General features: G+C 41.1%; 16 protein-coding genes. 7 read left to right on the plus strand and 9 right to left on the minus strand.

The annotated features are described in order from the left end of the window. Window positions 1-34: 34 nt before the first annotated feature. From AACX33_RS18345 to AACX33_RS18355, 3 genes are all read left to right on the plus strand, one after another. Window positions 35-1,360 carry an FAD-dependent oxidoreductase gene (locus AACX33_RS18345; RefSeq protein ID WP_194003225.1) on the plus strand — a complete coding sequence of 442 codons (1,326 nt, stop codon included), beginning with the start codon at window positions 35-37 and terminating at the stop codon, window positions 1,358-1,360. Between the two features lie 19 nt (window positions 1,361-1,379). After that, a complete protein-coding gene (locus AACX33_RS18350) occupies window positions 1,380-2,567 on the plus strand; it encodes an FAD-dependent oxidoreductase (protein WP_194003223.1) in 1,188 nt (395 codons plus the stop codon). Between the two features lie 126 nt (window positions 2,568-2,693). Next, complete coding sequence (locus AACX33_RS18355) at window positions 2,694-3,746, plus strand: glycosyl hydrolase (protein ID WP_194003221.1); 1,053 nt, start codon at window positions 2,694-2,696, stop codon at window positions 3,744-3,746. Window positions 3,747-3,878: 132 nt separating this feature from the next. Here the strand turns inward: AACX33_RS18355 and AACX33_RS18360 are convergent, their stop codons facing one another. From AACX33_RS18360 to AACX33_RS18395, 8 genes are all read right to left on the minus strand, one after another. Further along, window positions 3,879-9,776 carry a trifunctional serine/threonine-protein kinase/ATP-binding protein/sensor histidine kinase gene (locus AACX33_RS18360; RefSeq protein WP_194003263.1) on the minus strand — a complete coding sequence of 1,966 codons (5,898 nt, stop codon included), beginning with the start codon at window positions 9,774-9,776 and terminating at the stop codon, window positions 3,879-3,881. Window positions 9,777-10,023: 247 nt separating this feature from the next. Continuing rightward, window positions 10,024-10,638 carry a cytochrome c oxidase subunit 3 gene (locus AACX33_RS18365; RefSeq protein WP_194003219.1) on the minus strand — a complete coding sequence of 205 codons (615 nt, stop codon included), beginning with the start codon at window positions 10,636-10,638 and terminating at the stop codon, window positions 10,024-10,026. A 93-nt stretch (window positions 10,639-10,731) separates the two neighbouring features. After that, window positions 10,732-12,393, minus strand: a complete 1,662-nt coding sequence (locus AACX33_RS18370; protein ID WP_194003217.1) for a cytochrome c oxidase subunit I — start codon at window positions 12,391-12,393, stop codon at window positions 10,732-10,734. 14 nt (window positions 12,394-12,407) lie between these two features. Further along, complete coding sequence (locus AACX33_RS18375; RefSeq protein WP_194003215.1) at window positions 12,408-13,334, minus strand: cytochrome c oxidase subunit II; 927 nt, start codon at window positions 13,332-13,334, stop codon at window positions 12,408-12,410. Window positions 13,335-13,392: 58 nt separating this feature from the next. After that, on the minus strand, window positions 13,393-13,998 hold the full coding sequence (locus AACX33_RS18380; RefSeq protein ID WP_194003213.1) for a DUF2231 domain-containing protein: 606 nt from the start codon (window positions 13,996-13,998) through the stop codon (window positions 13,393-13,395). Further along, complete coding sequence (locus tag AACX33_RS18385; protein ID WP_194003211.1) at window positions 13,995-14,495, minus strand: DUF2231 domain-containing protein; 501 nt, start codon at window positions 14,493-14,495, stop codon at window positions 13,995-13,997. The genes AACX33_RS18380 and AACX33_RS18385 overlap by 4 nt, the downstream gene beginning before the upstream one ends. Window positions 14,496-15,304: 809 nt before the next feature. Then, window positions 15,305-16,939 carry an urea transporter gene (locus AACX33_RS18390; protein WP_194003209.1) on the minus strand — a complete coding sequence of 545 codons (1,635 nt, stop codon included), beginning with the start codon at window positions 16,937-16,939 and terminating at the stop codon, window positions 15,305-15,307. Window positions 16,940-17,873: 934 nt separating this feature from the next. Further along, window positions 17,874-18,056, minus strand: a complete 183-nt coding sequence (locus tag AACX33_RS18395; RefSeq protein ID WP_194003207.1) for an RNA-binding S4 domain-containing protein — start codon at window positions 18,054-18,056, stop codon at window positions 17,874-17,876. Window positions 18,057-18,174: 118 nt separating this feature from the next. Between AACX33_RS18395 and AACX33_RS18400 the strand changes: the two genes are divergently transcribed. The 3 genes from AACX33_RS18400 (at window position 18,175) to AACX33_RS18410 (ending at window position 22,041) form a co-directional block, all read left to right on the plus strand. Continuing rightward, window positions 18,175-18,957, plus strand: a complete 783-nt coding sequence (locus AACX33_RS18400; RefSeq protein WP_194003205.1) for an ABC transporter permease — start codon at window positions 18,175-18,177, stop codon at window positions 18,955-18,957. A gap of 150 nt (window positions 18,958-19,107) precedes the next feature. Beyond that, complete coding sequence (locus tag AACX33_RS18405) at window positions 19,108-19,485, plus strand: hypothetical protein (protein ID WP_194003203.1); 378 nt, start codon at window positions 19,108-19,110, stop codon at window positions 19,483-19,485. Between the two features lie 30 nt (window positions 19,486-19,515). Beyond that, window positions 19,516-22,041 carry a caspase, EACC1-associated type gene (locus AACX33_RS18410; protein WP_194003201.1) on the plus strand — a complete coding sequence of 842 codons (2,526 nt, stop codon included), beginning with the start codon at window positions 19,516-19,518 and terminating at the stop codon, window positions 22,039-22,041. A 40-nt stretch (window positions 22,042-22,081) separates the two neighbouring features. Here AACX33_RS18410 and AACX33_RS18415 read toward each other — a convergent pair whose 3' ends face one another. Further along, on the minus strand, window positions 22,082-22,720 hold the full coding sequence (locus AACX33_RS18415) for a Uma2 family endonuclease (protein ID WP_194003198.1): 639 nt from the start codon (window positions 22,718-22,720) through the stop codon (window positions 22,082-22,084). Between the two features lie 180 nt (window positions 22,721-22,900). Between AACX33_RS18415 and AACX33_RS18420 the strand changes: the two genes are divergently transcribed. Further along, on the plus strand, window positions 22,901-23,644 hold the full coding sequence (locus AACX33_RS18420) for a pyridoxine 5'-phosphate synthase (protein ID WP_194003196.1): 744 nt from the start codon (window positions 22,901-22,903) through the stop codon (window positions 23,642-23,644). The last annotated feature ends 88 nt before the right edge of the window (window positions 23,645-23,732 follow it).

Below are 23,732 nucleotides of genomic sequence, written 5' to 3' on the forward strand. Positions count from 1 at the left end.
AATTCTAGTTTGTCCATCCATAAGACCTAGAATTATGGTCAAAAAAGTAGCAATTATCGGTGCTGGCCCTAGCGGAATTCTGCTGGCGCACTATCTTTTACGTCGTGGCGATAAATACCAGATTAACATTTACGAGCGTCGCAGCGATCCTAGAATTATCTCCTTTTCAAAATCTCGAACCTTTCCCATATCTCTCAATGAAAGGGGAATGAGTGCTTTGAGGCAAATTGAGGGTTTAGAAGCAGCAGTTAAAGCAGTCAGTGTGGAGATGTCTGGAACGCTTTTTCATCAAAAAAATGGTAAGTCGAGATTGACACCGAGAAAAAACCCTCTAGTTACTCTTGACCGGACTAATTTAGTAATTGTGCTAATAAAAGAGTTAACAAAAAAGTACGATGAAAGTCGGCTGAAAATTAACTTCGATTGTCAATGCACTTCCGTAGATTTTACGGCAAAAACTGTTACTTTTAAAAGTGTGACAGAAGTTACAGAAGCTTCAGAAGTTACAGAAGAACAGGATTTTAGTGTTGATTATGACTTGTTAATTGGTACGGATGGCGCAAATTCTGCGGTCAGAGAAGGTTTCCTGGGTACAGAAGATTTTGAGTGTGAACAAAAGTATTACCCGACTGACTACAAATCAATTTTTCTAGAAAATAGCAAAAACTCCAGTCTTTACCTCAAATCAGACAACATTCACACTTGGAGACTAGAAGACGGTACGCTCATGGTAGCCCTACATCAAGCCGATGGGACGATGAGTGGAGCCATGAATTTTCCCCGTGAAAACAATCAGATAGCTGGTCTTTCTAGTACACAAGATGTATTACAATTTTTTCAAAAAAACTTTCCCGAAATTGGTCAGATGATGACGCAAGAAGAAGCACAAGCTTTCCTCAACAGACCAATTGCTAGAATTTTAACGGTTCGCTGTAACTATTATCATCAAGGTGATAGTGTGCTAATTATGGGAGATGCAGCTCATGCAGTATCGTCTTCAATTGGTCAAGGCTGTAATGCAGCACTAGAAGATGCGAAAGTTTTTGAGCATATTTTGAATGAGTGTTCTGATAATTTAGCTGAGTCTCTTAAACAATTTACTATTCGCCGTCAACCAGATGGTTACGCCTTAGTGGAACTAGGAGACTATGCTTTCCCCACATCGACAGGATTATTTATTGAGTTTATTTTGAGAGAATATATCGCCAAAACTATGCACCGAATATTGCCGAAATTTTTCCCACCTTCACTCATTAATCTAATATTTGAAACTACTGTTTCTTACTCAGAAATTTTGAATTTATATCAAGGCTGGATATCAAAAGTGAAAAATTCCAACGAGAAGTTGCTGAATACCTGATAGAGATAATACTTAAAGCATGGTTAATAAAGTAGCAATTATCGGTGCGGGACTAGGTGGTTTATCCGTGGCGATCGCACTCCGTAAACAAGGCATCAATGCCCAAGTATACGAAAAAGCGCGTCTTTTGCGTCCAGTGGGTGCTGGTTTGAGTCTTGTGCCAAATGGTTTACATAGTCTTGAGGCGATATCTACGATAAGCTACGCTAACGCACCTGGAATCACTGAGTTATTAAAAGCTGCGGGTAGCCAAACTCAAACGCTGAAATTGCACAAAAGCAACGGCGAATTGATTGGGCAGAAATCAGTCACACTACAGGAAAAATACGGTCAACCGATGTTACAAATTCGGTGGTCGCGTCTCCAAGAAATCTTCGCTTCTCAACTGCCGCCTGAAGCCATCCACCTTGACCATAGGTGCATAGGTTTTGAGCAAAATGAGCAAAGAGTCCAAGTCTGCTTTGAAGGCGGAAAAACCGTGCAGGCAGATGTGTTAATTGGGGCTGATGGCTTAAACTCTGTAGTTAGGCAGACATTGATTGGTGACGGAGAACCTGATTATGCTGGTCGGATGTCTTGGCGAGCTGTTCTCAAATACAGTCATCCCAAACTGCTTCCTCATGAAGTCATGTCCATGACAGCATCCGACGGCAAAATTTTTGGGTTCTTCGACTTGGGAGGCGGATATGTATTTTGGAGTGCAGCTTCCCTCTGTCCAGACGGATTTCTTGCCCAAAATCCTGCTGATATTAAGTCTCGTATCCAAGAAAAGTTTTCTGGTTGGGCAGAACCAGTACAGGAAATATTAGCAGCAACAGAGGCTGAAGACATTGTAGAACGCCCGATATGTGACAGACCACCCCTAGAAAATTGGAGTCAAGGCAGAGTAACGCTCTTAGGTGATGCCGCCCATCCAATGGTACCATTACTAGGGCAGGGAGCGAATACAGCCTTTGAAGATGCCTGGGAACTTGCCCAATGCCTTCGTCATGCTTCCAGCATTGAAACAGCCCTAGCTAATTATGAAAATAGTCGTAAACCCCGCACCCAAATTATCCAGATTCGTAACGCAATTGGGGCGAAGCGTGCATATAAAGCTGATAGCGAAACCTATCTGAGTAAAATGATGCAGCAAGCACAGGTGAGTGATGCTGAGTTTGAAGAATGGCTCTACAACTATCAACCATCTGTGGTAAATTACTCTTAAAAATTAACAACAAATAATATAGAAAGCAGAAATGAACAGAACAAAATAAACCTCTCTCTTCCTCATGTCTCTGTGTTCTCTGTGCCTCTGTGGTTCGTTTAATTAATTAACTTATCTTCCAACTTCATGAGCGAAAAAACAACACCAATCAATCAACCCGGTCTAGTCTTAGCACCAGGAACAGAAGGCTGGTGGGACTCAGAGAGAGTGTCTGCACCACAGGTTATGCGCTGTCCCGATGGAACCTGGAAAATGTGGTATTACGGTCGGGATGCTGCTTTTGATCGACAAATTAACTTACCAACTGGGCGGTGTGGTTTAGCCATTTCCCCAGACGGAGTGAATTGGCAACGAGTCAAAGGATCACTGACAATGGGATCTGTATTGGAACCTCACCCAGATACTAACCGCTTTGATTCCGCCCATGTTGGTGTCAGTAATGTCAACTTTCACGATGGTCTTTATTGGATGTGGTACTTTGGCGGTAACCACACAGTTATCGATATCGGTAAATTTCCAGGTAAAGGGTTACAGATGCGCCCTGGCTGTGCTATTTCCCGTGATGGGATCAATTGGGTGCGACTGGAAGGTGCTTACCAAGGGGCAATTCTTGATGTAGGTAAAGACGGCGAATTTGATGCCATGTTCTGTGCCTGGCCGCAAGTGCTGCGTGATGATGATGGCACTTGGAAATTATACTACCACACCCTGAATCCAGACAAAGGTTTTTTAGTCGGTTTAGCAGTATCAACCGATGGTTTGCGTTGGGAAAAAGTTGGTCAGATTTTAGGGGGGGGCGAGTCTGGGAGTTTTGATGAAAGGGGTATTGGTACTCGTCATGTCCTGAAAATTAATGGGCAATATTTAATGTTTTATGAAGGTGTCAACAACAGTGGTTATCACTCCATTGGTTTGGCGATTTCTAATGATGGTATTCATTGGCAAAAAGATACAGATATCCCCGTTTTTTCCCATGCTGAAAAGGGTTCTGGTTATTGGGATGCACGAGCAGTGGGTACACCTTGTGTAGTGCCAATGGATGATGGGAGTTTCCGGATGTATTATATTGGCGCTAACGAAGGCGGTTACGATGAGCTATCTTCACAGCATCAAATTGGTTTGGCTGTAAGTGCTGGAGCTAATTTTCGTCAGTGGTATCGCTGGGGTGAGATGTGTTGAAATGTGTAAGCACTCTATGACAGCACTTCCTTCTGCTATGAGGTACACATAGCGGGCAAGATGCCCGCACCACAAGAGTTTTATCATTAATATCTGTACCTTATAATACCGGGAACTGCTGTAACACAGACTTTAAGCCAGAATCGGTAAGGTAATCACAAATTCAGTTCCCTCACCGAGGGTAGAATTTACTGATAGTGAACCGTTGTGTTTTTCTACGATAATTTGACGGGCGATCGCCATTCCTAATCCTGTGCCTTTACCAACCGCTTTAGTCGTAAATAAATGGTCAAAAACCTGTTGTTTAACTTCAGCATTCATTCCCTGACCATTATCAGCAATGGCAATTTTGACTAAATTATTTTCTACTGAGGTTGTAATGATAATTCGGTTAGGATTTGCTTGTATTTCTGCTAAACTCCGCCCAGAAGTTAATTCATCTAAAGCATCAATGGCATTGGCGATAATATTCATAAATACCTGATTGAGTTGTCCAGGGAAACATTCAATTGGGGGGAGATTACCATAGTTTATGACTACTTCAATGTCTGGACGTTTTTGATTGGCCTTGAGACGATGTTTCAAAATTAAAATCGTGCTATCAATTCCTTGGTGGATATGAAACTGCACTTTGTAATCTCTATCAGCACGGGAGAAAGTGCGGAGACTGGTACTGATATTTTTCAGCCTGTCGCAGGCCATAGACATAGAATCAATAATTTTGGGCAAGTCTTCCAAGGTATAATCCAAGTCAATTTCTGACGCATGGTCAAGAATTTCTGGACTTTTGTTTGGTACAATTTCTTGATAAAGTTTTAAGTGTTCAACAATATCAGCCAGAGTGGGTTTAGCTTGTTTGAGACTGGCGGCAATAAAACCAAGGGGATTATTCATTTCGTGAGCTATCCCAGCAATTAAATTGCCCAGTGCTGACATTTTTTCACTTTGGACCATTTGTAATTGGGCGTTTTGTAGATTAGTTAGCGCTTGTGCTAAATCTTGTGATTTTTGTTGCAAGGCCAGTTCTGCTTGTTTGCGATCGCTAATATCTCGCATCACAACTACCGCACCGACTTTGTTCCCCTCAGAATCAAAAATTGCTTGTCCACTGGCTAACAAAATTCTGGTGACACCATGCTTAGGTGCAATGACCATTTCGGCATTTTCGACTATTTCCCCTTGCAAGGCGCGAAACAGAGGAATTTCCCTGGTTGATAGGGGTGTTTCACCATCAGGTTGATAGAGATCGAAGTATTGGCTCCATTCTTCTGCTGCTAATGATTCTACTGGTAAGCCATGAAACTCACGAGTGGCTTTATTAAATAGGGTCAATTTGCTACTAGCATCACAAACAACAATCCCATCTGTAATATTGTGAATGATTGCATTTAAAAACTCTCGTTCTTTAGCTAGAGATGCTTTGGTCTGTTTTAATTGTTCGAGAGATGCTTGTAATGACTGGGATTTTTCCTGTTCTTGGGCATACAATCGGGCGTTTTCTAAAGAAATTGCCACTTGCGCGCAAAGTAAATTCAGCAGCTCAACGCGATCGCTTGTAAAGGCTCCAGTTGCTAAATTATTTTCTAAGTACAACAACCCCACCAACTTACCTTGATGTAAAATTGGACTACACAAAATACTCTTAGGCTGATATTGCTGAATGTAAGCATCATTAATTAATTGAGGATGTACCGTAGCATCAACAATCACCTCCGCTTGTAAACTGCGTTTAACAGTATTAATTAAGGCAAGTGGTACATTCTGTGACTCTTCCACAGGCTGTAAATTCGTCAGCATCGGAAAAAAATCAATTTTGCTATTTCCCTTGTTCTTTAGCCCCACCTCCGCTAATGCTCGAATCAGCAGATTACCTGACTCCATCAGCATTAACACACACTTATTAGCTCCCGCATTTTCGATCACAATATGCAGCAACGATGAAAGCAGGTTTTCAAATTCAATTTCCCCGGAGATGGCTTGAGAAGCTTTGAGAATCGCAGCTAAATCTAGAGCAACGGATACACTGGTAATACTGCTCGTAGAGGAACTGCTCTGGGTAACAGTCCCCAATGGAAAGACGGTTTCATAGGTAGAGACTCGAGAAGGGATTCGCTCCAGGATGGGAGCCAGCAGTTGGGGATAACGTCTTTCTAAATCTGCAACTTTAGCTTTGGCTCCCCAACAGGTATAGCAGTAGTAAGCTTCTTGCATATATGCTTGAGCCACTTTTGGTTTACCCCATGCTAAATAAAACTTCGCTGCTAGTTCATTACCAAGGGCTTCTTCGTGGATGTATTCGTTTTCTTTAGCCAGCAAAATAGAACGATCATAAAAATCTATAGCCTCTGCTTTTTCACCCACGACACGATAATATTCAGCCTCAACCAAATAGTATTTGTGTAAAAAATTCATTGGGGCATAACTTGCCCACTTTTTCATCTTTTCCTGATTGGCAGTTACCTGATTCAGCAGCATATCTCGATCAGATGTGATAACTTCCATCACACAACTTAACCGAGCTAAAGAATCATAAAAATGGAATACGGGAACAGCAAACATTCCTGTGACTCCATCTAAATATTCTGCTGCTTTTTGAGTATTTTCCCAAGCCAAAGAGTACTCTTGAAATAAATAACATAAAATAAGTTTATTTGCATAAAATATATGCATTCCTAATCGGTCATTAGCTAGAGTAATAATTGGTAGCAATAGCTCCTCATTGTAGGCTTCACCTTTCAAAGAGCAAACTTCAGAAGACCTACCTAGCAAATTCAACACTAACTGCCGATACATTTCATTCCAACTAAAAGTATTTTCTTGCCTGAGTTTATGAATAGCATTGCTATAACTGGCAAGAGTTCTTTCTGTTTCTCCTAGTTCCTTTCCCATATAGAAGGAATGAGAGCCTTGAAAAAATGCAGAGTAACCGGCAAATTCTAAATCTCCAGCCTCTAAGCCCTTTTGATATCCCAACGGCAACATAGATACTGTCAGATTTAGATGCTCTTTCCAACAGTTGATATAAGCCGAATTTATAGTATAAATTTTGGCATCCAGGTTTTTAATATTTAATTTTACTAGCATTTTTTCAGCTAATTTACCAAATTTATACCCAGAATCAATATCTTGAACCACACCACATAAAAGTAGCCCATAACTCACATAAGCAAATGGAGAAAGAGGATTATTACCGTATTGAAGACAAAGATTTATTTTAGTAAATATGACTAATGGATATAAACTGGGATAAGTTTTAAAGCTTACAGGTGCTAAACTCGTTAATATCTCCATAGCTGCCAACTTTTCCGGATCAATCATCTCTGGCAAAGCAATTAAATCTTCTATATCTATTTCCTGTAAATTAGTTGCTGTTTCCGCTAAACTCCGCTCAATATCAACTTGGGTGGGCTTTTCTGGAAAATTTACTCCTAACAGAGCCAAAATTTGTAGCGCTATATCCGCCGATTCTTGGAGATTGTTTTGTGCTGCATATGATAAAATTTTAATTTCATAAACTTTTACTTTTTCCAGGAAAGTTTTAGCGTATCTTATTACCTCTTCTGCAAATTTATCAATTTCTTCAAAATTAGTGCTGAGATAAGCCGCTTCAGTTGCTTTTATATATAGAGCTAGAGTTAAATCATACTGATGATGCCAACTATCAGCAGCTAAAATTTCTATTCCTAAATTGAAATATCTTAACGCAGCCGCATACGCAGTTGCAGCCGTAGCTTTTTTACCAGCTATTAAATTTAACTGCGCTAATTCATGGCGTTCTGTTTGCTGAACAATTAAGCTGCTTCCAGCATTCAATTGGTTAATAATCTCAAAAATCTTATCTTCTCTTTGTGTTGCTGGGGTTTTTTCTAGAAGTAACTGCCCAATTCTCAGGTGAGTAACTTGTTTTTCGGCTTCAGGAATTAAAAAATAGGCAGCTTGTTGCACACGGTCATGGAGAAATTTATACTTAAATATCTGTGAACTTTTTTCTACATCTGACGTTTCTCGTCCAACATAAAACTTATAAACTTCACTTTCAGGTAGGATGAAACCTTCTTGTAATGCTCTCCATAAATCTGATGCAGTTTCAATTTCTGACTGTCTAGAAACAATTACTAAAGTGGCTAAATCAAATTGATTACCAATACAAGCTGCAAGTTTCAAAACATTCCGCGTCCTTGCGGGCAACTTCTGCAACTGCAAGGACATAAATTCCACCACATCATCAGTAATACTTAAGCCTTTAATCACTGTAATATCACATTGCCAGTAATTTTTGGCAATATTAAAAACAATTAATTTTTCTTCATAGAGAGCTTTGAAAAATTGTCTACTAAAAAACGGATTACCTTGAGTATTTTGATAAATAATATCAGTTAATGGTTGAGCAACTTCTAGAGGACAATTTAGGGTATCACACACCAATTGATTTAAACTTGTGTTACTCAAAGGAGCTAATGTAATTGTGTTAATCTTAGCCTGAGCTTTTTGCATCTCTGCCAAAGTTAAGAGCAAAGGATGGGCAGGATAAACTTCATTATCTCGATAAGCACCAATTAATAATAAATATCCCCTTACTGATTGACTAATCAGTAACTGCATTAAATGTAAAGATGCCGAATCAGCCCATTGTAAATCATCCAAGAATATCACTAAAGGATGTTCAGGAGTAGTAAAGACTTGGCTAAACTTTTGGAACAATAAATTAAATCTATTTTGTGCTGCTCTTCCTGATAATTCCACAGCAGGCGGTTGTTGACCAATAATTCTCGATAATTCGGGGATGACTTCGATAATCACCTGTCCACTTTCCCCAACAGCTGCTAAAATCTTACTTTTCCATTGCTGGATTTGAGTATCACTTTCTGTTAACAATTGTCCCATTAAATCCCGAAATACTTGCACAAATGCACTGAAAGGAATATTCTTTTGATATTGGTCATATTTTCCTTTAATAAAATAACCCCGTTGCTGCACAATTGGTTTATGAACTTCGTTGATAACCGCAGTTTTCCCAATACCTGAAAATCCAGCTACTAGCATCATTTCTGTAGCTCCAAGACTGACTCTTTCAAATGCTTGCAGTAGGGTTTCTATTTCTGCTTCCCGTCCATAGAGTTTATCGGGGATGAGAAACAGATCGCACACATCTTGTTGCCCAAGCTCAAAAGTCTTAATTTCACCAGTTTCTTCTAGCTGATGTAAACAAGTTTCTAAATCATATTTCAGTCCCAATGCACTTTGATAGCGGTCTTCGGCATTTTTTGCCATTAATTTGCTAACAATTTCTGAAAGCACAGGGGGGATTTGGGGGTTGATTTCATGGACTAATGGTGCTGCTTTAGCAATATGACAATGTAGCAACTCCATTGGGTCATCTGATTGAAAAGGTAACTCTCCTGTCAGTAACTCATAGAAGGTGACACCTAAAGAATAAAAATCAGTCCGGTAGTCAATTCCCCGATTCATTCTTCCGGTTTGTTCTGGGGAAATATAAGCAAGTGTACCTTCTAATACATTGGGATTCGTCAAAGTTTGAGTTTCCCTTGGTAGTAAGGATGCAATACTAAAGTCAATTAATTTAATTTTTTGTGTATCTGGATTAATTAAAATATTGCTGGGTTTGATATCTTTATGAATAATGCGATCGCGATATAGTATTTCTAAGGCGTTGCCAAGAGCGATCGCTATCAGCAAAAATTCTTCTAGAGACTCTGGATATAATATTTCTACAGAATTTAAATAATCCTTCAAAGAGATTCCCGGAAAATATTCCATGACCAAAGCGTAACCATTTTGGTAAGGTTCTAGGCTATAGGTTTGGATAATTAGGGGTGAGTGAAGATTTTTAGCGATCGTGTACTGATTGCGAAATTGCACCAGTTCGCTGAAACTGGGATGAGGATTTTTCAGCAGTTTAATCACCACAGGTAACGAGTCAACCAGTCGTTCCCCTCGATAAACCAGGGTTCTAGAACCATTATAGATTTGTTCTCTGAAGTGATATCCGGCAATGCTCTCTGGGATCATGTCCTTACCAATAAATTTTGCCAATTTATGAATTTATTATTCCCAAACTAGTACCGCAATTCTCTTTCCTAGATCAATACTTTTGCCAAAAAATGTAGTCTTAAACATAGGTTATCCCTTGAAAAACTAGAAAAGGAATTAAGGTGATGTTCACCGTCACACAGCACAAATGATCTTGATCACTCATTGGTGCTATTAGTTAAAAAATTGGGGACACCACCCACTTCAGTGAAGCATCCCCAAGGGCTTATTGCCAAATATAAATGAGAATAAACAAAACAATCCAAATCACATCTACAAAATGCCAAAATAACGAAGTCGCATTCACGCCAAAGTGACCTGACTCGTAGTTCCCAGGGAAAAAAGAACGCACAAAAATAATTAACTGCAACAGAATACCGGTGAAAACGTGCAAACCGTGAAAACCAGTTAGCAGGTAGAACATCCCACCGTATACCCCGGAAGTGAAGCCAAATTCTAGGTTACTCCATTCAATACCTTGTCCCACTAAAAAGTAGCTACCCATTGCCATAGTGGCGGCGAGATACAGGCGAAATTGCTTTAAATTGTGGTTTTGCAGGGCGCGTTCTGCTAAGTAAATCACGAAGCTACTGGAAACCAGAATAACTGTGTTGATTGCAGGTTCTGTGATTTCTAGTCCTGAAACTCCGGCTGGTAGCCAGTTGGGAGTTGTGGTTTTGTAGACGATATATCCGGCGAAGAAACTCAGGAAGATGACGCTTTCTGAGAGGAGGAACACGATGAAGCCAAACATTTTGTTGCCTTCTTCGTCGTGTTCGTGTTCAACGCCTGAGTTATGGTGAGGTAGTTGTAATTCGTCTGGGTTGATGGAACTGTCCATTGAGGGGAATTCTCCTTTTTTAAACGCAGAGGAACGCGGAGGGAAGCGCATACGCCGTTAGGCGTTCCCGCAGGGTAGGTGCGCGAAGGAAGTTTAGTCTGCGTTTTTTAATGCGGGATTGTTGGCTGTTAAGGGTTCTGTTTTACCGTAGCCGTAGGGTTCGGAGATGATGATGGGAATTTGTTCAAAGTTTTCCACTGGGGGGGGTGAGGAAACCATCCACTCTAGTCCAATGGCGTGCCAGGGATTATCGGGGGCTTTTTCGCCTTGCATCCAGGAAACTACCATGTTGAAAATGAAGGGTAAGGTAGACATTCCTAAGAGAAATCCGCCCAGGCTAGCGATAATGTTCCAAAATTCGTATTCTGGGGCGTAGGAGGAAACTCGGCGTAACATTCCTTGCAATCCTAATGGGTGCATGGGCAGAAAGTTGAGGTTAGTGCCAATGAATGTTAACCAAAAGTGTAGTTTACCCCAGCCTTCGTAGTACATCCGTCCGGTCATTTTGGGGAACCAGTGGTAGATGGCAGAATATAAGCCCATCGTGACTGTGCCAAAAAGAACGTAGTGAAAGTGACCGACGACAAAGTATGTATTATTTACGTGAACGTCTACAGGTACTGAGGACAGCATAATGCCTGTGATGCCTGCAAAGACGAACATTACTAAAGCACCCAGGGAAAACAGCATGGCTGTATCTAGCCGCAGTTTACCGCCCCAAATGGTGGCTACCCAGGCAAATACTTTAATGCCTGTCGGTACGGATACAAACATGGTGGTCAGCATGAATATCAACCGCATCCAGCCTGGTGTACCACTGACATACATATGGTGTACCCAGACAATACCACTGACTACGGCAATTAACATTGAGGAAATGGCAACTACTTTGTAGCCAAACAATGGTTTGCGGGAGTAGACAGGGAATATTTCTGAGAAAATCCCAAAGATGGGCAGAATGATCACGTAAACGGCAGGGTGGGAGTAAAACCAGAAGTAATGCTGAAACATGACTGGATTACCCCCGTGGCTGGGGTTGAAAAAGGCAGTACCAGCTGTCAGGTCTAGTAACAGCATGACTGCACCTGCTGTAAGTGCTGGTAATCCAAATAATTGGATAATTTGGGCGCTAAATACTGCCCAGACAAATAAAGGCATCCGAAAGAAGCCCATACCTGGGGCGCGCATTTTCACAATGGTGGTGACAAAGTTTACTGCCCCCATAATTGAGGATACGCCGGATATGGCTACTGCTAGTAACCACAGCACTTGACCATTAATCAAGTTACCGGTGGGGTTTTGCAGACTAACTGGTGGGTAAGACCACCAACCGGCTTGGGCTGGGCCACCAGGGACTAAGAAACTGGCCATTAACAGTGTTCCGACGACCGGCACCATCCAAAAGGCCACAGCATTGAGTCGGGGAAATGCCATATCTCGCGCCCCAATCATTAGCGGGACTAGATAGTTGGCAAAGCCGACTAGGGAGGGAAATGTCCACAAAAACAGCATGATAGTGCCGTGCATGGTGAACATTCCGTTATATACTGTCCGGTCAACTAGGTCTGATTCGGGTGTAATTAGTTCTCCCCGAATTACCATTGCGAACATACCGCCGACGAGAAAGAAGATAAATGAGGTGACAAGGTACTGTATACCAATTACCTTGTGGTCGGTGCTAAAGCTGAAGTATTGCTTCCAGCCACCTGGGTTCTCACCAGGGTGACTGATGCCTGCGAGAGGGATATTTGTCATCGGTGAGTTTCCTTTTAACCAGGATAATTGACTACAGGAGATGCCGCAGGGGCGACGGTAGTCCAACCAGTTTTGACTGACTGACTAGCTGCTTGGGCATACTCGGAGGCTGCTTGATTGTGTGCTGCTGTGGGTTGTTGGGTTGCAGCGTGGGATAGCCATTGGTGGTAATCTTCGGGAGATTCCACGACTACATTGGCTTGCATGGTCGCAAAGTATGTACCGCTATATTGGGAGTCGGTTAACCGATACTGTCCCGCACGGATGGGGGTAAATTCAAAGTCAATGGTGTGGTTGGGAACGATATCTTGCTTGAGGCGGAATGCAGGAATATAGAAGCCATGCAGCACATCTTCTGATGTTAGTGCTAAACGTACCCGGCGATCGCTTGGTAAATGCAACTCTGTACTAGTAATATTGGTTTCAGGATAATGGAACACCCACGCCCATTGTTTAGCCAGTACGTCAATTTTTTCTACAGGTTCCGCCAAGGCATCTACTGGTTGATCTTTTGCTGCTGCATAAGCTGATTCCATGCCCACAGGATTATGCAAATGTACCAGTTCCGTTGGCCCTTGAATCCCCATTTGTTCGTAGACTTGATAGCTATAGCTAGCAATCCACAACACCAACATAATAGGAATAGCTGTCCAGACAACTTCTAAGGTGACATTACCCTCAATGTGGGGGCCATCTGTGAAGTCGCCCTTTTCCGCCCGATGGAAAATGATGGAATACATCAGAGTGCTGGTTACGCCCAAGAAGATGAACGCACCCAGAGTTACTAAGAAGCTAATCAAATCATCAATTAGCACGGACTCTGCTGCTGCTTGGGGGGGAAGCCAGGTATAAGCCTGCTGTCCTATCCAGAGACTGATTACAGTCACGATGATTGCACCCACAAACACGGTGAAAATATTTAAAATCTTCCGCACTTCCATAATTGTTAGTCATTTAGTTGTTAGTCATGAGTCATTAGTTGAAAATGACCAACATTGGTTATTTCAGCATTGTGTTGAGGTCTTCGCCCAAGCGCAGCAAGCTATCTGCTGTATTATGTATGCCAAACTCAGCCGCCATTTGCGCCCCTAGTGTGCCGTGGACATACAGGATTAACATCACTGCCATACCTGTAGCCAGATAACTCCACTGCACTTGTTGGTCTGCGTCTTCACTCCATACAAAGCGCTGCCATCCTCTCCAAATGGTCATGCCACAAATCAGCGCTAGTAAGAATACGCCACCGACACCGTGCCAAAGCATTGTTTCCATTGCTTGCATTCCCCAGGCACTTTTCACATCAGCAGGTGGGGTTGCTAGCAACATTTCATAAAAACCTGCTGCTACAGTGAAGATAGTAATGATAGTCGCGCCTACCATGTTGTACCAGCCCACATCAAAGAAGTTGGCACGTTCTACAGGAATCGCCAAAAACTTGAAGAACCATTTTTGGGAGGGGAACAGCATCCCGACAATATCAAAGGTAATCCCAATGATGAACAAACCCAAAGTCAGATGGACTAAGTTGGGATGAATGGGAATTGAGTAAGGTAATCCATTTGCGCCCAATTGTGAGCTTAATTGATCAATGAGTTCAGAGTTCATGGCAAGATACCTTCCTTGACTGCTTCAACAACTGGTACTGTGTGCAGTCCATAAACCCAAACCAGTTGATCTCCGAGATATACTTGCACGCCCACAATCAGGGTCAAAAACAACCCAGCTAACATATAATGAATTGGCAATTTGTAAGGGTTGCGGCTACGAATCACATAGCGCCAAGCTGTAATTGAAGCGATAATTCCAGACAGCGACCAACCCACTAATGTATGTACATTCAACACTGATTTAACTAAGTCGTAAGGTTGTGCTAAACCTGCTTCAAATTGACCAAAAATAATCGCCACAAAGATAGCGATCGTCGCCACACACATATTCCACCAACTCACTTCATAAAGATGAGTTCTACCAGTAAAATAACCTAGTATATCGCAGAAGAATGCAAACAAAACCATCGCGATTACGAAGTGGACAACGATGGGGTGCATCGTATCTGGATACGGCAGATTGTGGTCATTCAAGGATGTCAGATACTCAAGCATTGTGTTCTCCTGGACATATCTATCGCACCTCAATCGTCAATATTGACAGTACACCGCTACACTTATTTACATTTGACCGGAGTTTGTATGGCTACGCCACGCAGGCTATCAGATATACGTGGCGAAATCCGGTTAATTTCAAGACATAGCAATGCTACATCTCTATTTGTAGCCTCACAGGATGCAGTTACTATTTATCATCAATGATTCAATTCGATTTATTTGTTCATTTCGATCATCTACAACAGCAATTTTTAATTTATCTAACAAAAATGCTGTTTTTTGTTTGATTTGTGTAACCTATCTCTTAGCTTAAAGATTTTTTTACTAATTGTCAAAAAAATTAAGATAAACTTTCAAAAATGCTTAGATGTTTCAAATAAATATTTGAACAATGTAAATTAGCTTGCTATTTAGAACATATTACATATATGAAAAGCTTTGAATGTCCAACATGGAACATTCGTAAATTCTTAATTTGTGACATTAATTACAAATCAATGTATGTTGGAAGCATCCCAAATGTCTAATACCAATTTTAGCTGCAACATTTCCATCAGCAGAAGTCACAGCGCCAAGTTCAGCATATTGTTTTTTTACTAAACTCAGAAGCCACAGAAAGGCAAAAATATTATCTCCACCTGGATCGGCATCGAGAATAATTTTGGGTATGCTTAATTAAGTTGTCATAGGTTAATTTGCCTCTGAGTTATGTATTTAATTTGTTCTCTCAATAATTTAGTAGAGAGTATTAATCAGGTGGCGATCGCCAATTTCTCCCCCACTTCAAAACTCATCTCCAGTCCTGTTTACAGCACCAGCAGCAGTTCAATAAATTGGTTCCAACTCAAGGGCTGTCCTTCTGTTTTCTCTTGTAGGTAGATGATTTCATCTTTCGACAAAGGCAGTTCTCCGACGCTAGCGATCGCTATATTCATCTCGTCTATCCCAATGGCATCATCTTCATTAGCATCAATGGGCAAAAAGTAGGTAACAAATTCTGTGTATTTTGACATCAGCCGTCGATGGCGTAACATCAATTCCCCAAGTTCTTCAAAATCAATCGTGCCATTATTATCTCTATCGATGCTCTTGAACAGATAAGTGAGTTCCTGATCTGAAACAAGTTTTCCGGCTTGTTGCAGGTGATCTGCTAGTTCTTCCTTGGAAAGAAACCCACTGCGATCGCAATCCATCGCATCAAAGATATAGCGTAAATCGCCTTTAATCGCCTCAGAAGCCTGATCAAACAAAATATTGCATTTTTCTCCTTTCAGTGCGGCTCTGAGTTGTTGCCGGAAACTGGTAATAATTTCTTTGGCAATCAGAAATCTCTGTCTATGTTCCTCTGGACTCGCAACGGTGTGTAGCACCACAGGCACGAGGGAAGGTAGCGATCGCTGCAATACTAAAAGACAGCCAATGGTGACAATGGCAAAAGGCACAGACAAAACCGGTAATTTCAGCAGCGAGAACAAGGGAGACAGGAGAATGCTGACAATCGAGGCGAAGAAGGCGGAGATTGCTCCGATGGTAATGCTCAGGCGGTTTGGTGTGTAAAATACTCCCCCAATAGCTGTTGCAGTTAGAGCCGCATTATATCCCCAAAAGCCTGTGTAAAGTTGGTCTGGTTTAATTCCCAGCAACAATCCTGCTAGTAAGTACATCCCACAACCAAGTAATCCTACTAATGCACCAATTGGGGTAGAAATGGCGATTCCTAAGACGACTAACAAAACTGAAATCACCTGATCTACAAAAAAGATTTGCCCCAAGCTGGTTGGTAGCGATTGTAGTAAGCGAAATCTGTCAATCTCACCGTCGGAAAAAAGGGGTGGTGGCGGGCCAAGATCAAAGAGAGATTGAGGCAAAAATACTAGCAAGAGTAGAAAAGTCAAGATTACGCCATTGAATGGTATGCCCAGTGGCGCAACTCTGAACCGGGTAGCAAACCACGTTCCTACTGTCTCCATCACCACGACCGTTAACCCAGAGAGGATAATGTTAGCGATCGCCCAAACAGGATTCCAGGCTCCATTCCCAAACGCCCCAAAAAATGCCAGTGCTGCCCCAATCAGCGTTCCATTCAGCCCATATATGCCATTCTGAATCGCGCCTCGATTCGATTTGCCGAGGATTGCAGTCAGCGTTGCGGCGGCAGATCCAAGTAGAGTCATGCTTCCTAGCCAAGGAGACTGAATAAACATGGCCGTGAGGATGAGTAATCCACTTAAAGGGTTATTCACGAAAATAACCTGACTAATTCCCCGCAAACTCGCGTTGATGAAATCGGGTAAGGGTTGATTAACAAGGCGCTGATTGAGTGCTTGCATACTACCCAATCCCGATAGCAGTCCCCTTCCTTTCTGAACGGAAGATTCCGGTGTTAATATCTGGGAAATAAGTTCGTGTAAAGGTAATGGCTCCCGACCTGTATTAACCATAAAAAGTTTTAAGTTTAAATCTTTTCGCAAAAACAATACCAACTTTAAAATAATACTACCAAATAGAGTTTTTATACTAATCAGAATATGCTAATACCAATTTAAGATTCAGCTTCCTAGAATAGGGCTTCCAGAATGAAATTATCAGATAAAAACCAGCAGATTTATTCTGGCGTGATTTTTCAGTTCCCTTCTTGTCAGCGCTCTCGTAATTATTCAAGTGTTGTCAAAACTTCGCCTTGAACTTGGTATTGAATAAATTAAGTATGTCGGCGTAAATAAAGTTAACTGGCTAGGGTCGTCATTTGTCCTTTGTCATTAGTCATTGGTGAGGGTTTCAGGAGTATTTACGAGTTGTAATATAGTTTGGTTTATTCCTGCTTACCAAACTCGTTCAATGCAATTGATCTCTGGACTATGTGCGGGTTGACAGATCATAATTAAATTCTCTGTTCAGCGAAATTTATTCGTTACATGAACGCGTGCTAGATCCATCTGAATTAGGGCAATTTCTTCGCCTAACTCAAGATATAAAGCATCAATAAATTGCTAAATCCAGAATGTATTCAAATGAGCATATTCTTGACAAAAATGCCAGCAAATCAAGGGTTCAACCACTCCATACAACCAAAAGTTGTCGAGTTTCTACAACACACTGATGACAGGCTAACCCTAAAGGCGGTAATTAACTTTCCTATTTAGTTTTTTAACCCTAAGCTAGTCACGTTTTGGCACAAATATCGCAGTCGATTACCTGATTTTGAAATTTAAAAATAAATAAAAAGTAATTAGTGATTATATGAAAAAATTTATATCAAGTTCGATGCCTTAAGCATCATACCCCGAACCCTACCCGTGAGTGGAAAGGGGCAGTTTGGCGATATTACAGGTCGGGTAGGGTTTTAAGGACAGATTTTTGCAGGAAAGGGATACATTATAGTTCGACCTCGAAAGTTTGCCCTTCTACTGTTACTTTGTCGCCTAATACTAATTTTCGTCCGCGTCGGGTTTCAACTGTACCATTGACTTTGACACCACCATCAAGAATTATCAGTTTGGCTTGTCCTCCAGTTGAGGTTACACCCATAAACTTTAAAAACTGGTCGAGTTTAATCATTTAATCTGGGAAATTTAATTTATGCACGATAATTTCATTTTAGGTTGAATAGTTCATCCACTGGCCAAGATTGCCAATGATTAGCTATGCTGGCAATATATGAGGTTAAGGGTGCAAAATGAGCAGATATTGGCAACTATTAGGGATATTTTGGAGTACCGCGATCGCAGCTGAGATGGAGTATCGCCTCAATTTTCTCATAGCTACCCTCAGCAGTTTGGGTAATCTCGCCGGCAGTCTTTTTGGATTATTCTTATTTTACCGTACTGACTACACCTTTCCGGGCTGGTCATGGTTTGCAGCTTTGTTGGTTTTGGGAATTTTCACGTTGTTACAAGGCTTTGCAGCTACCTTTCTCGCGCCGAACCTAAATCGCATTGTTCGCCATGTTCAGGAAGGGACATTAGATTTTGTCCTCCTCAAACCTATCCGCAGTCAGTTTTGGCTTTCCACTCATACCTTGTCACCTTGGGGAGTACCAGATTTAGTTTTTGGCAGTATTGTCATTGGCTATGCAGGTAACCGCTTAGGTTTAGGAATCAATAATTACCTGATGAGTGCAGTGCCATTGTTATTCGGCTTGGTAATTCTTTATAGTTTGTGGTTTATGCTGGGTGCAACTAGCATTTGGTTTGTAAAAATATACAATGCCACTGAAGTTTTACGGGGTTTGTTAGAAGCTGGCAGATATCCTATGGTAGCTTATCCCACCGCTTACCGCTTTTTCTTCACCTTTGTAGTCCCTGTGGCATTTTTAACAACTATACCAGCAGAAGCGATGCTGGGTCGGGGTCAAATTAGTTGGTCTATAGGTGCTGGAGTTTTAGCTATAGTCCTGTTCTGGGTTTCCAGTGTATTTTGGCGGTTTGCTTTGCGCTTTTATACCAGTGCTTCAAGTTAGGGCGTATCGCATCTCTACAGATTTTTGGCTAAGTTTTGTCAAAATATTACAGAATTTACCATAAATTAGTTAATAAATTAGGATGTTATACAAGTATACTCAGAAAATATACTAGACTATTCACTGCTAGAAAATCTAAAAATATACAATATGAGTTCTCAATCTAATGTCACACTCACGATCACTCTTGCCAATCCTGACTTAGATGCAGAGGAACAAGAACGGGAAACGCACAATCTCTTGCGAGAGATAAAAGAGTTAGATGTAGAAAGCGCAGGACTCGTAGCAGTTACAGAAATACCTGAAGCCAGCAAGCCGGTTGGTGGTTTTCTGCTGGGGGTTTTACGGGCTGAAGTCAGTATTGGCAATACTAAGAAATTGCTGGGATTTCTAGGCGATCGCCTCGGTAACAAAACCATTGAATTGGAAGTCGAAGCTAACGGTAAAAAACTGAAAATCAAGGCTAGTAGTAGTCAAGAATTAATCACTGCTATTGAACAAGCGCAAAAGTTTATTGCAGGTAACTGAGGTATTAAATCACAGAGGAAAAATCGCAAAATGGCGAAATTTGCACTGCTAATCGGAGTCAGTGAATATGAAGGTGGTCTTCCCCCATTACCAGCAGCAGTAAAAGATGTGGAGGCAATGGAGCGAGTTTTACAGCACCCAGAAATTGGCAATTTTGATGTAGAAAAGCTGGTTAATCCTCAAAGACAAGAAATGGCAGAAGCCATAGAAATTTTATTTAAGGGTATTAATGGCAATGGTCGTCAAAAAGATGACTTGATACTGCTATTTTTTTCTGGTCACGGTATCAAAGACGAACGTGGTCATCTGTATTTTGCCACTCGTAACACCCGTAAAACTGACAACGGCTTACTGCTTCAAGCCACAACAGTACCAGCTAGCTTTGTGCATGATGTCATGAGTAATAGCCGCTCCAAACGGGAGGTAGTGATTCTTGATTGTTGCTTTAGTGGCGCGTTTGCGGAGGGAATGTCAGCAAAAGATAATGGTTTTGTGGATGTCAAGAATCAATTAGGCGGAGAAGGACGGGCAATTCTGACATCTTCGACTTCAACCGAATATTCTTTTGAAGATACAGGGACAGATACCTCAATTTATACCCGCTATGTAGTGGAAGGCTTGGGAACTGGTGTAGCAGATAAAGATAAAGATGGTTGGATAAGTGTTGATGAATTGCATGAATATGCTACTAGAAAAGTGCAAGAAGCATCGCCAGCAATGAAACCGCAAATATATGCTATTAAAGAGGGTTATAAAATTAATCTTGCCAAAGCACCAAATGATCACCCACATTTACAATATCGTGTAGAAGTTGAGTATTGGGTAGAAGGTGGTAACGGTGAAATTTCTTCTACAGGTCGCTCTGCATTAGAGGAGCTAAGAAATAAGCTACAACTAACAACTGAGGAAGCTAAGGGAATTGAAAATCAAGTTTTAGAACCTTTCAAAATTTATCAACAGAAATTGTCTCGGTATGAGCAGGCTTTAGGTAAAGAAATTGAATTGAAATTTCCTCTCAGTGATAAAGCTATCACTGACTTGAAACGTTTTCAACAAGTATTAGGACTAACCGATGAAGCGATCGCCCTAATTGAAGCTCCTATAATTGCTAAACAACAAACTAATAAAACTCCAGTATCTTCAGATATTGCAAGTTCCCTAAATAGCAATATCTTGAATAAGAATACAGGATTGGGAATTATTATTGGAACAATTATTGGCGGCACTGTATTTGCTATGTTTTTACGTCCATCTGTACCTAAATCTTGTGCTGTAGATACATATACTTTCAGTGATAAAATGAGTGTAGGTGAAGAAATTTTATTGACACAAAATACAAATCCAGATAAACAGGCTGGAGTTAAAGCATTGGCCAAGGGTGATTGTCAGACTGCTATTAATAAGTTAAATTTATACCGCCAAGCTAATCGGACTAATCGGAGTGACCCGGAAGCGTTAATTTATTTAAATAACGCCAAAGCGCTTCAGCAAACACAAAGGCTGAAAATAGCCGTCAGTGTACCCATTGGTAGTAATCCAGATGTTGCACAAGAGCTACTGCGTGGTGTAGCACAAGCACAAAATGAGGTTAACAATAATAACGGTATTCAAGGTAAACTTTTACTCGTAGAAATTGCTAACGATAATAATGATCCAGTTCAATCCGAAAGAATCGCTTCTCAATTTGTCAAAGATAATAACATCCTAGCTGTAGTAGGACATAACACTAGCGATGCTTCCTTGCGTGCTGCGCCAAAGTATGAACTTGGAGGATTAGTCATGATTGCTCCGACAGGCTTTTCCGACGGCTTTTCTAATGCTGGCACATATATATTTCGTGCTATTCCCAGAATTCGTTTATCAGCAGTTAAACTCGCTAACTATATCATCACAACAGTTGATACAAGTAACATTGCTATTTGTCGTGATTTCAGAAATTTAGATAATGATTCTGTTAGGGATCACTTTGTTACAGCAGTTGTAGAGGCTCGTGCCACGATTAATAATACACATTGTGATTTGTCAGATGATAACTTGAATGCCGAGGTCAAAATTTCTGAAGCTATTAATAGTGGAGCAAATGCCTTGTTCTTAGCTCCACATATAGATAGAATTTCTAATGCCATAAAGCTTGCAAAAGCTGCTAATCAAAGAGGGCTACCGATATTCAGCAGCCCTACTATGTACACTAACGAAACCTTAGAAAAAGGAAAAGCCGATGTTAATGGCATGGTACTGACCGCAGCTTGGCATCCACAGGCATTTCCAAACAATCCCTTTGCAAACAATGCTCTAAACCTTTGGGGTGGAATTGTCAATTGGCGAACGGCTACAGCTTATGACGCGACTAAAGCAATTATCAAAGGCTTACAACAAAGTAACACCCGTTCTGAGTTGCAACAGGTGCTACGCAACTCAAATTTTTCTGCTGATGGTGGTGCAGTTGGAAACATCAAATTTGAACCATCGGGCGATCGCAAGGGTGATTTTGTATTAATCAAAATTCAAAAAAAATCAGGCATTGATAAGTATGAGTTTGTGCGGATTAATCCTTGAATTAGTTTATTTGTAATTAAGATGTATAAATAAAAATTTATTATAAATTACTGTTGAGCCAAGTTCTAAAATTACGTATAGCTTGACTTCTGCCAATAGTTAAACATTGCTGAACATACTCATTAATTAATTCCACAATGGGGATATCAGGAAAATTAGGGCTAGATGGCACTTTGATATACTTTCCTTCCTGTATTACAGAAATTTCTAAACCTTCTTTTGTATATCGCCAAAGTTCAGGAACTCCCAAAATTTCATAATTATCAAATCGAGTCCGGGAAGTAATATCAATTTCAATTGCTAAATCTGGTGGTGGATCTACAGTTAAATCAAGACGATTTCTCCCAATTACAGCAGCTTGATTTTGAATATAAAAACAAGTATCTGGTTCCACTGCTTGCCGCATTTGTTCATTTTTTAGTGTGGTGGAACCAAAAGGTTCAAAATCAATTTGGAGGTAGTCTAATAAAATTCTTACCAACTCCCCAACAATTTCTTTATCTTTTTCGTGTTCAGGTAAAGGAACCATAATTTCTAGCCAACCATCACTATAAGAAATGCGTGCAGCCCGTTTTTCTCCCATTTCTGCCAAAATATTCTCTAACTGCTGCCAACTAATATCTTTTAGCAACATTTCTTGTCCTGGTTTGACGATAATCTGTTGTAGTTCTAAAAGCATATCGACCTCAAAGAGTGGGTGTAAATATTATTCTAAATCCGGCTTTGTAATTTAGGCGATGGACTACGCCCCGCCAAAGGCGATCGCACCACTATAATTACATTGACTCAAATTTGCTCAAGCAGCCGCTAAAATCCTTTAAAATCAAGACTTAGGGATTATAGATAGGGAGATACAAGGGTGCCTACACTGGGAGTTAACATTGACCACATCGCTACCATTCGCCAAGCGCGGCGGACAGTGGAACCAGACCCCGTAGCGGCGGCGGTACTAGCAGAATTAGCGGGTGCAGATGGGATTACAGTGCATCTACGGGAAGATCGGCGACATATTCAAGACAGAGATGTGCTACTCTTGCGGCAGACAGTGCGATCGCATCTCAATTTAGAAATGGCCGCTACAGACGAAATGTTAGCGATCGCCCTCGATATCAAACCCGATTACGTGACCTTAGTCCCCGAAAAGCGCGAAGAAGTCACAACAGAAGGCGGATTAGATATTGTCGGACAAATTGCTAGAATAGGTGAGATAGTAGATAAATTGCAGAGCGTTGGTATTCCCGTTAGTTTATTTATCGACGCACAGCCAGCACAAATTGAAGCATCTGTCAAGGTGAAAGCGCAATTTATTGAACTGCACACCGGGCAGTACGCTGAGGCTAAAGACGAAACTCATCGCCAGCAAGAATTAGCGGTATTAGCTCAAGGATGTGAACAAGCAATAAAAGCAGGCTTACGCATCAACGCAGGTCATGGACTCACCTACTGGAACGTTTATCCGGTGGCTGCACTACCAGGAATGGAAGAACTGAACATTGGTCATACCATTATCAGTCGAGCCGCATTAGTAGGAATCGAAAGAGCCGTCCGCGAAATGAAACAAGCAATTACAGTGAACAGTTATCACAATTTTCTAGCCCGATAACTGATAACTAACAACTGATACAGCGATTTCCAATTATTATATGAAGTACTCTTAGCCCCCTCATCGCTTGCGGGGAGGGGGTTGGGGG

Origin of the sequence: Nodularia sp. LEGE 04288 (assembly GCF_963896525.1) — a bacterium.
Classification (GTDB): Bacteria; Cyanobacteriota; Cyanobacteriia; order Cyanobacteriales; family Nostocaceae; genus Nodularia.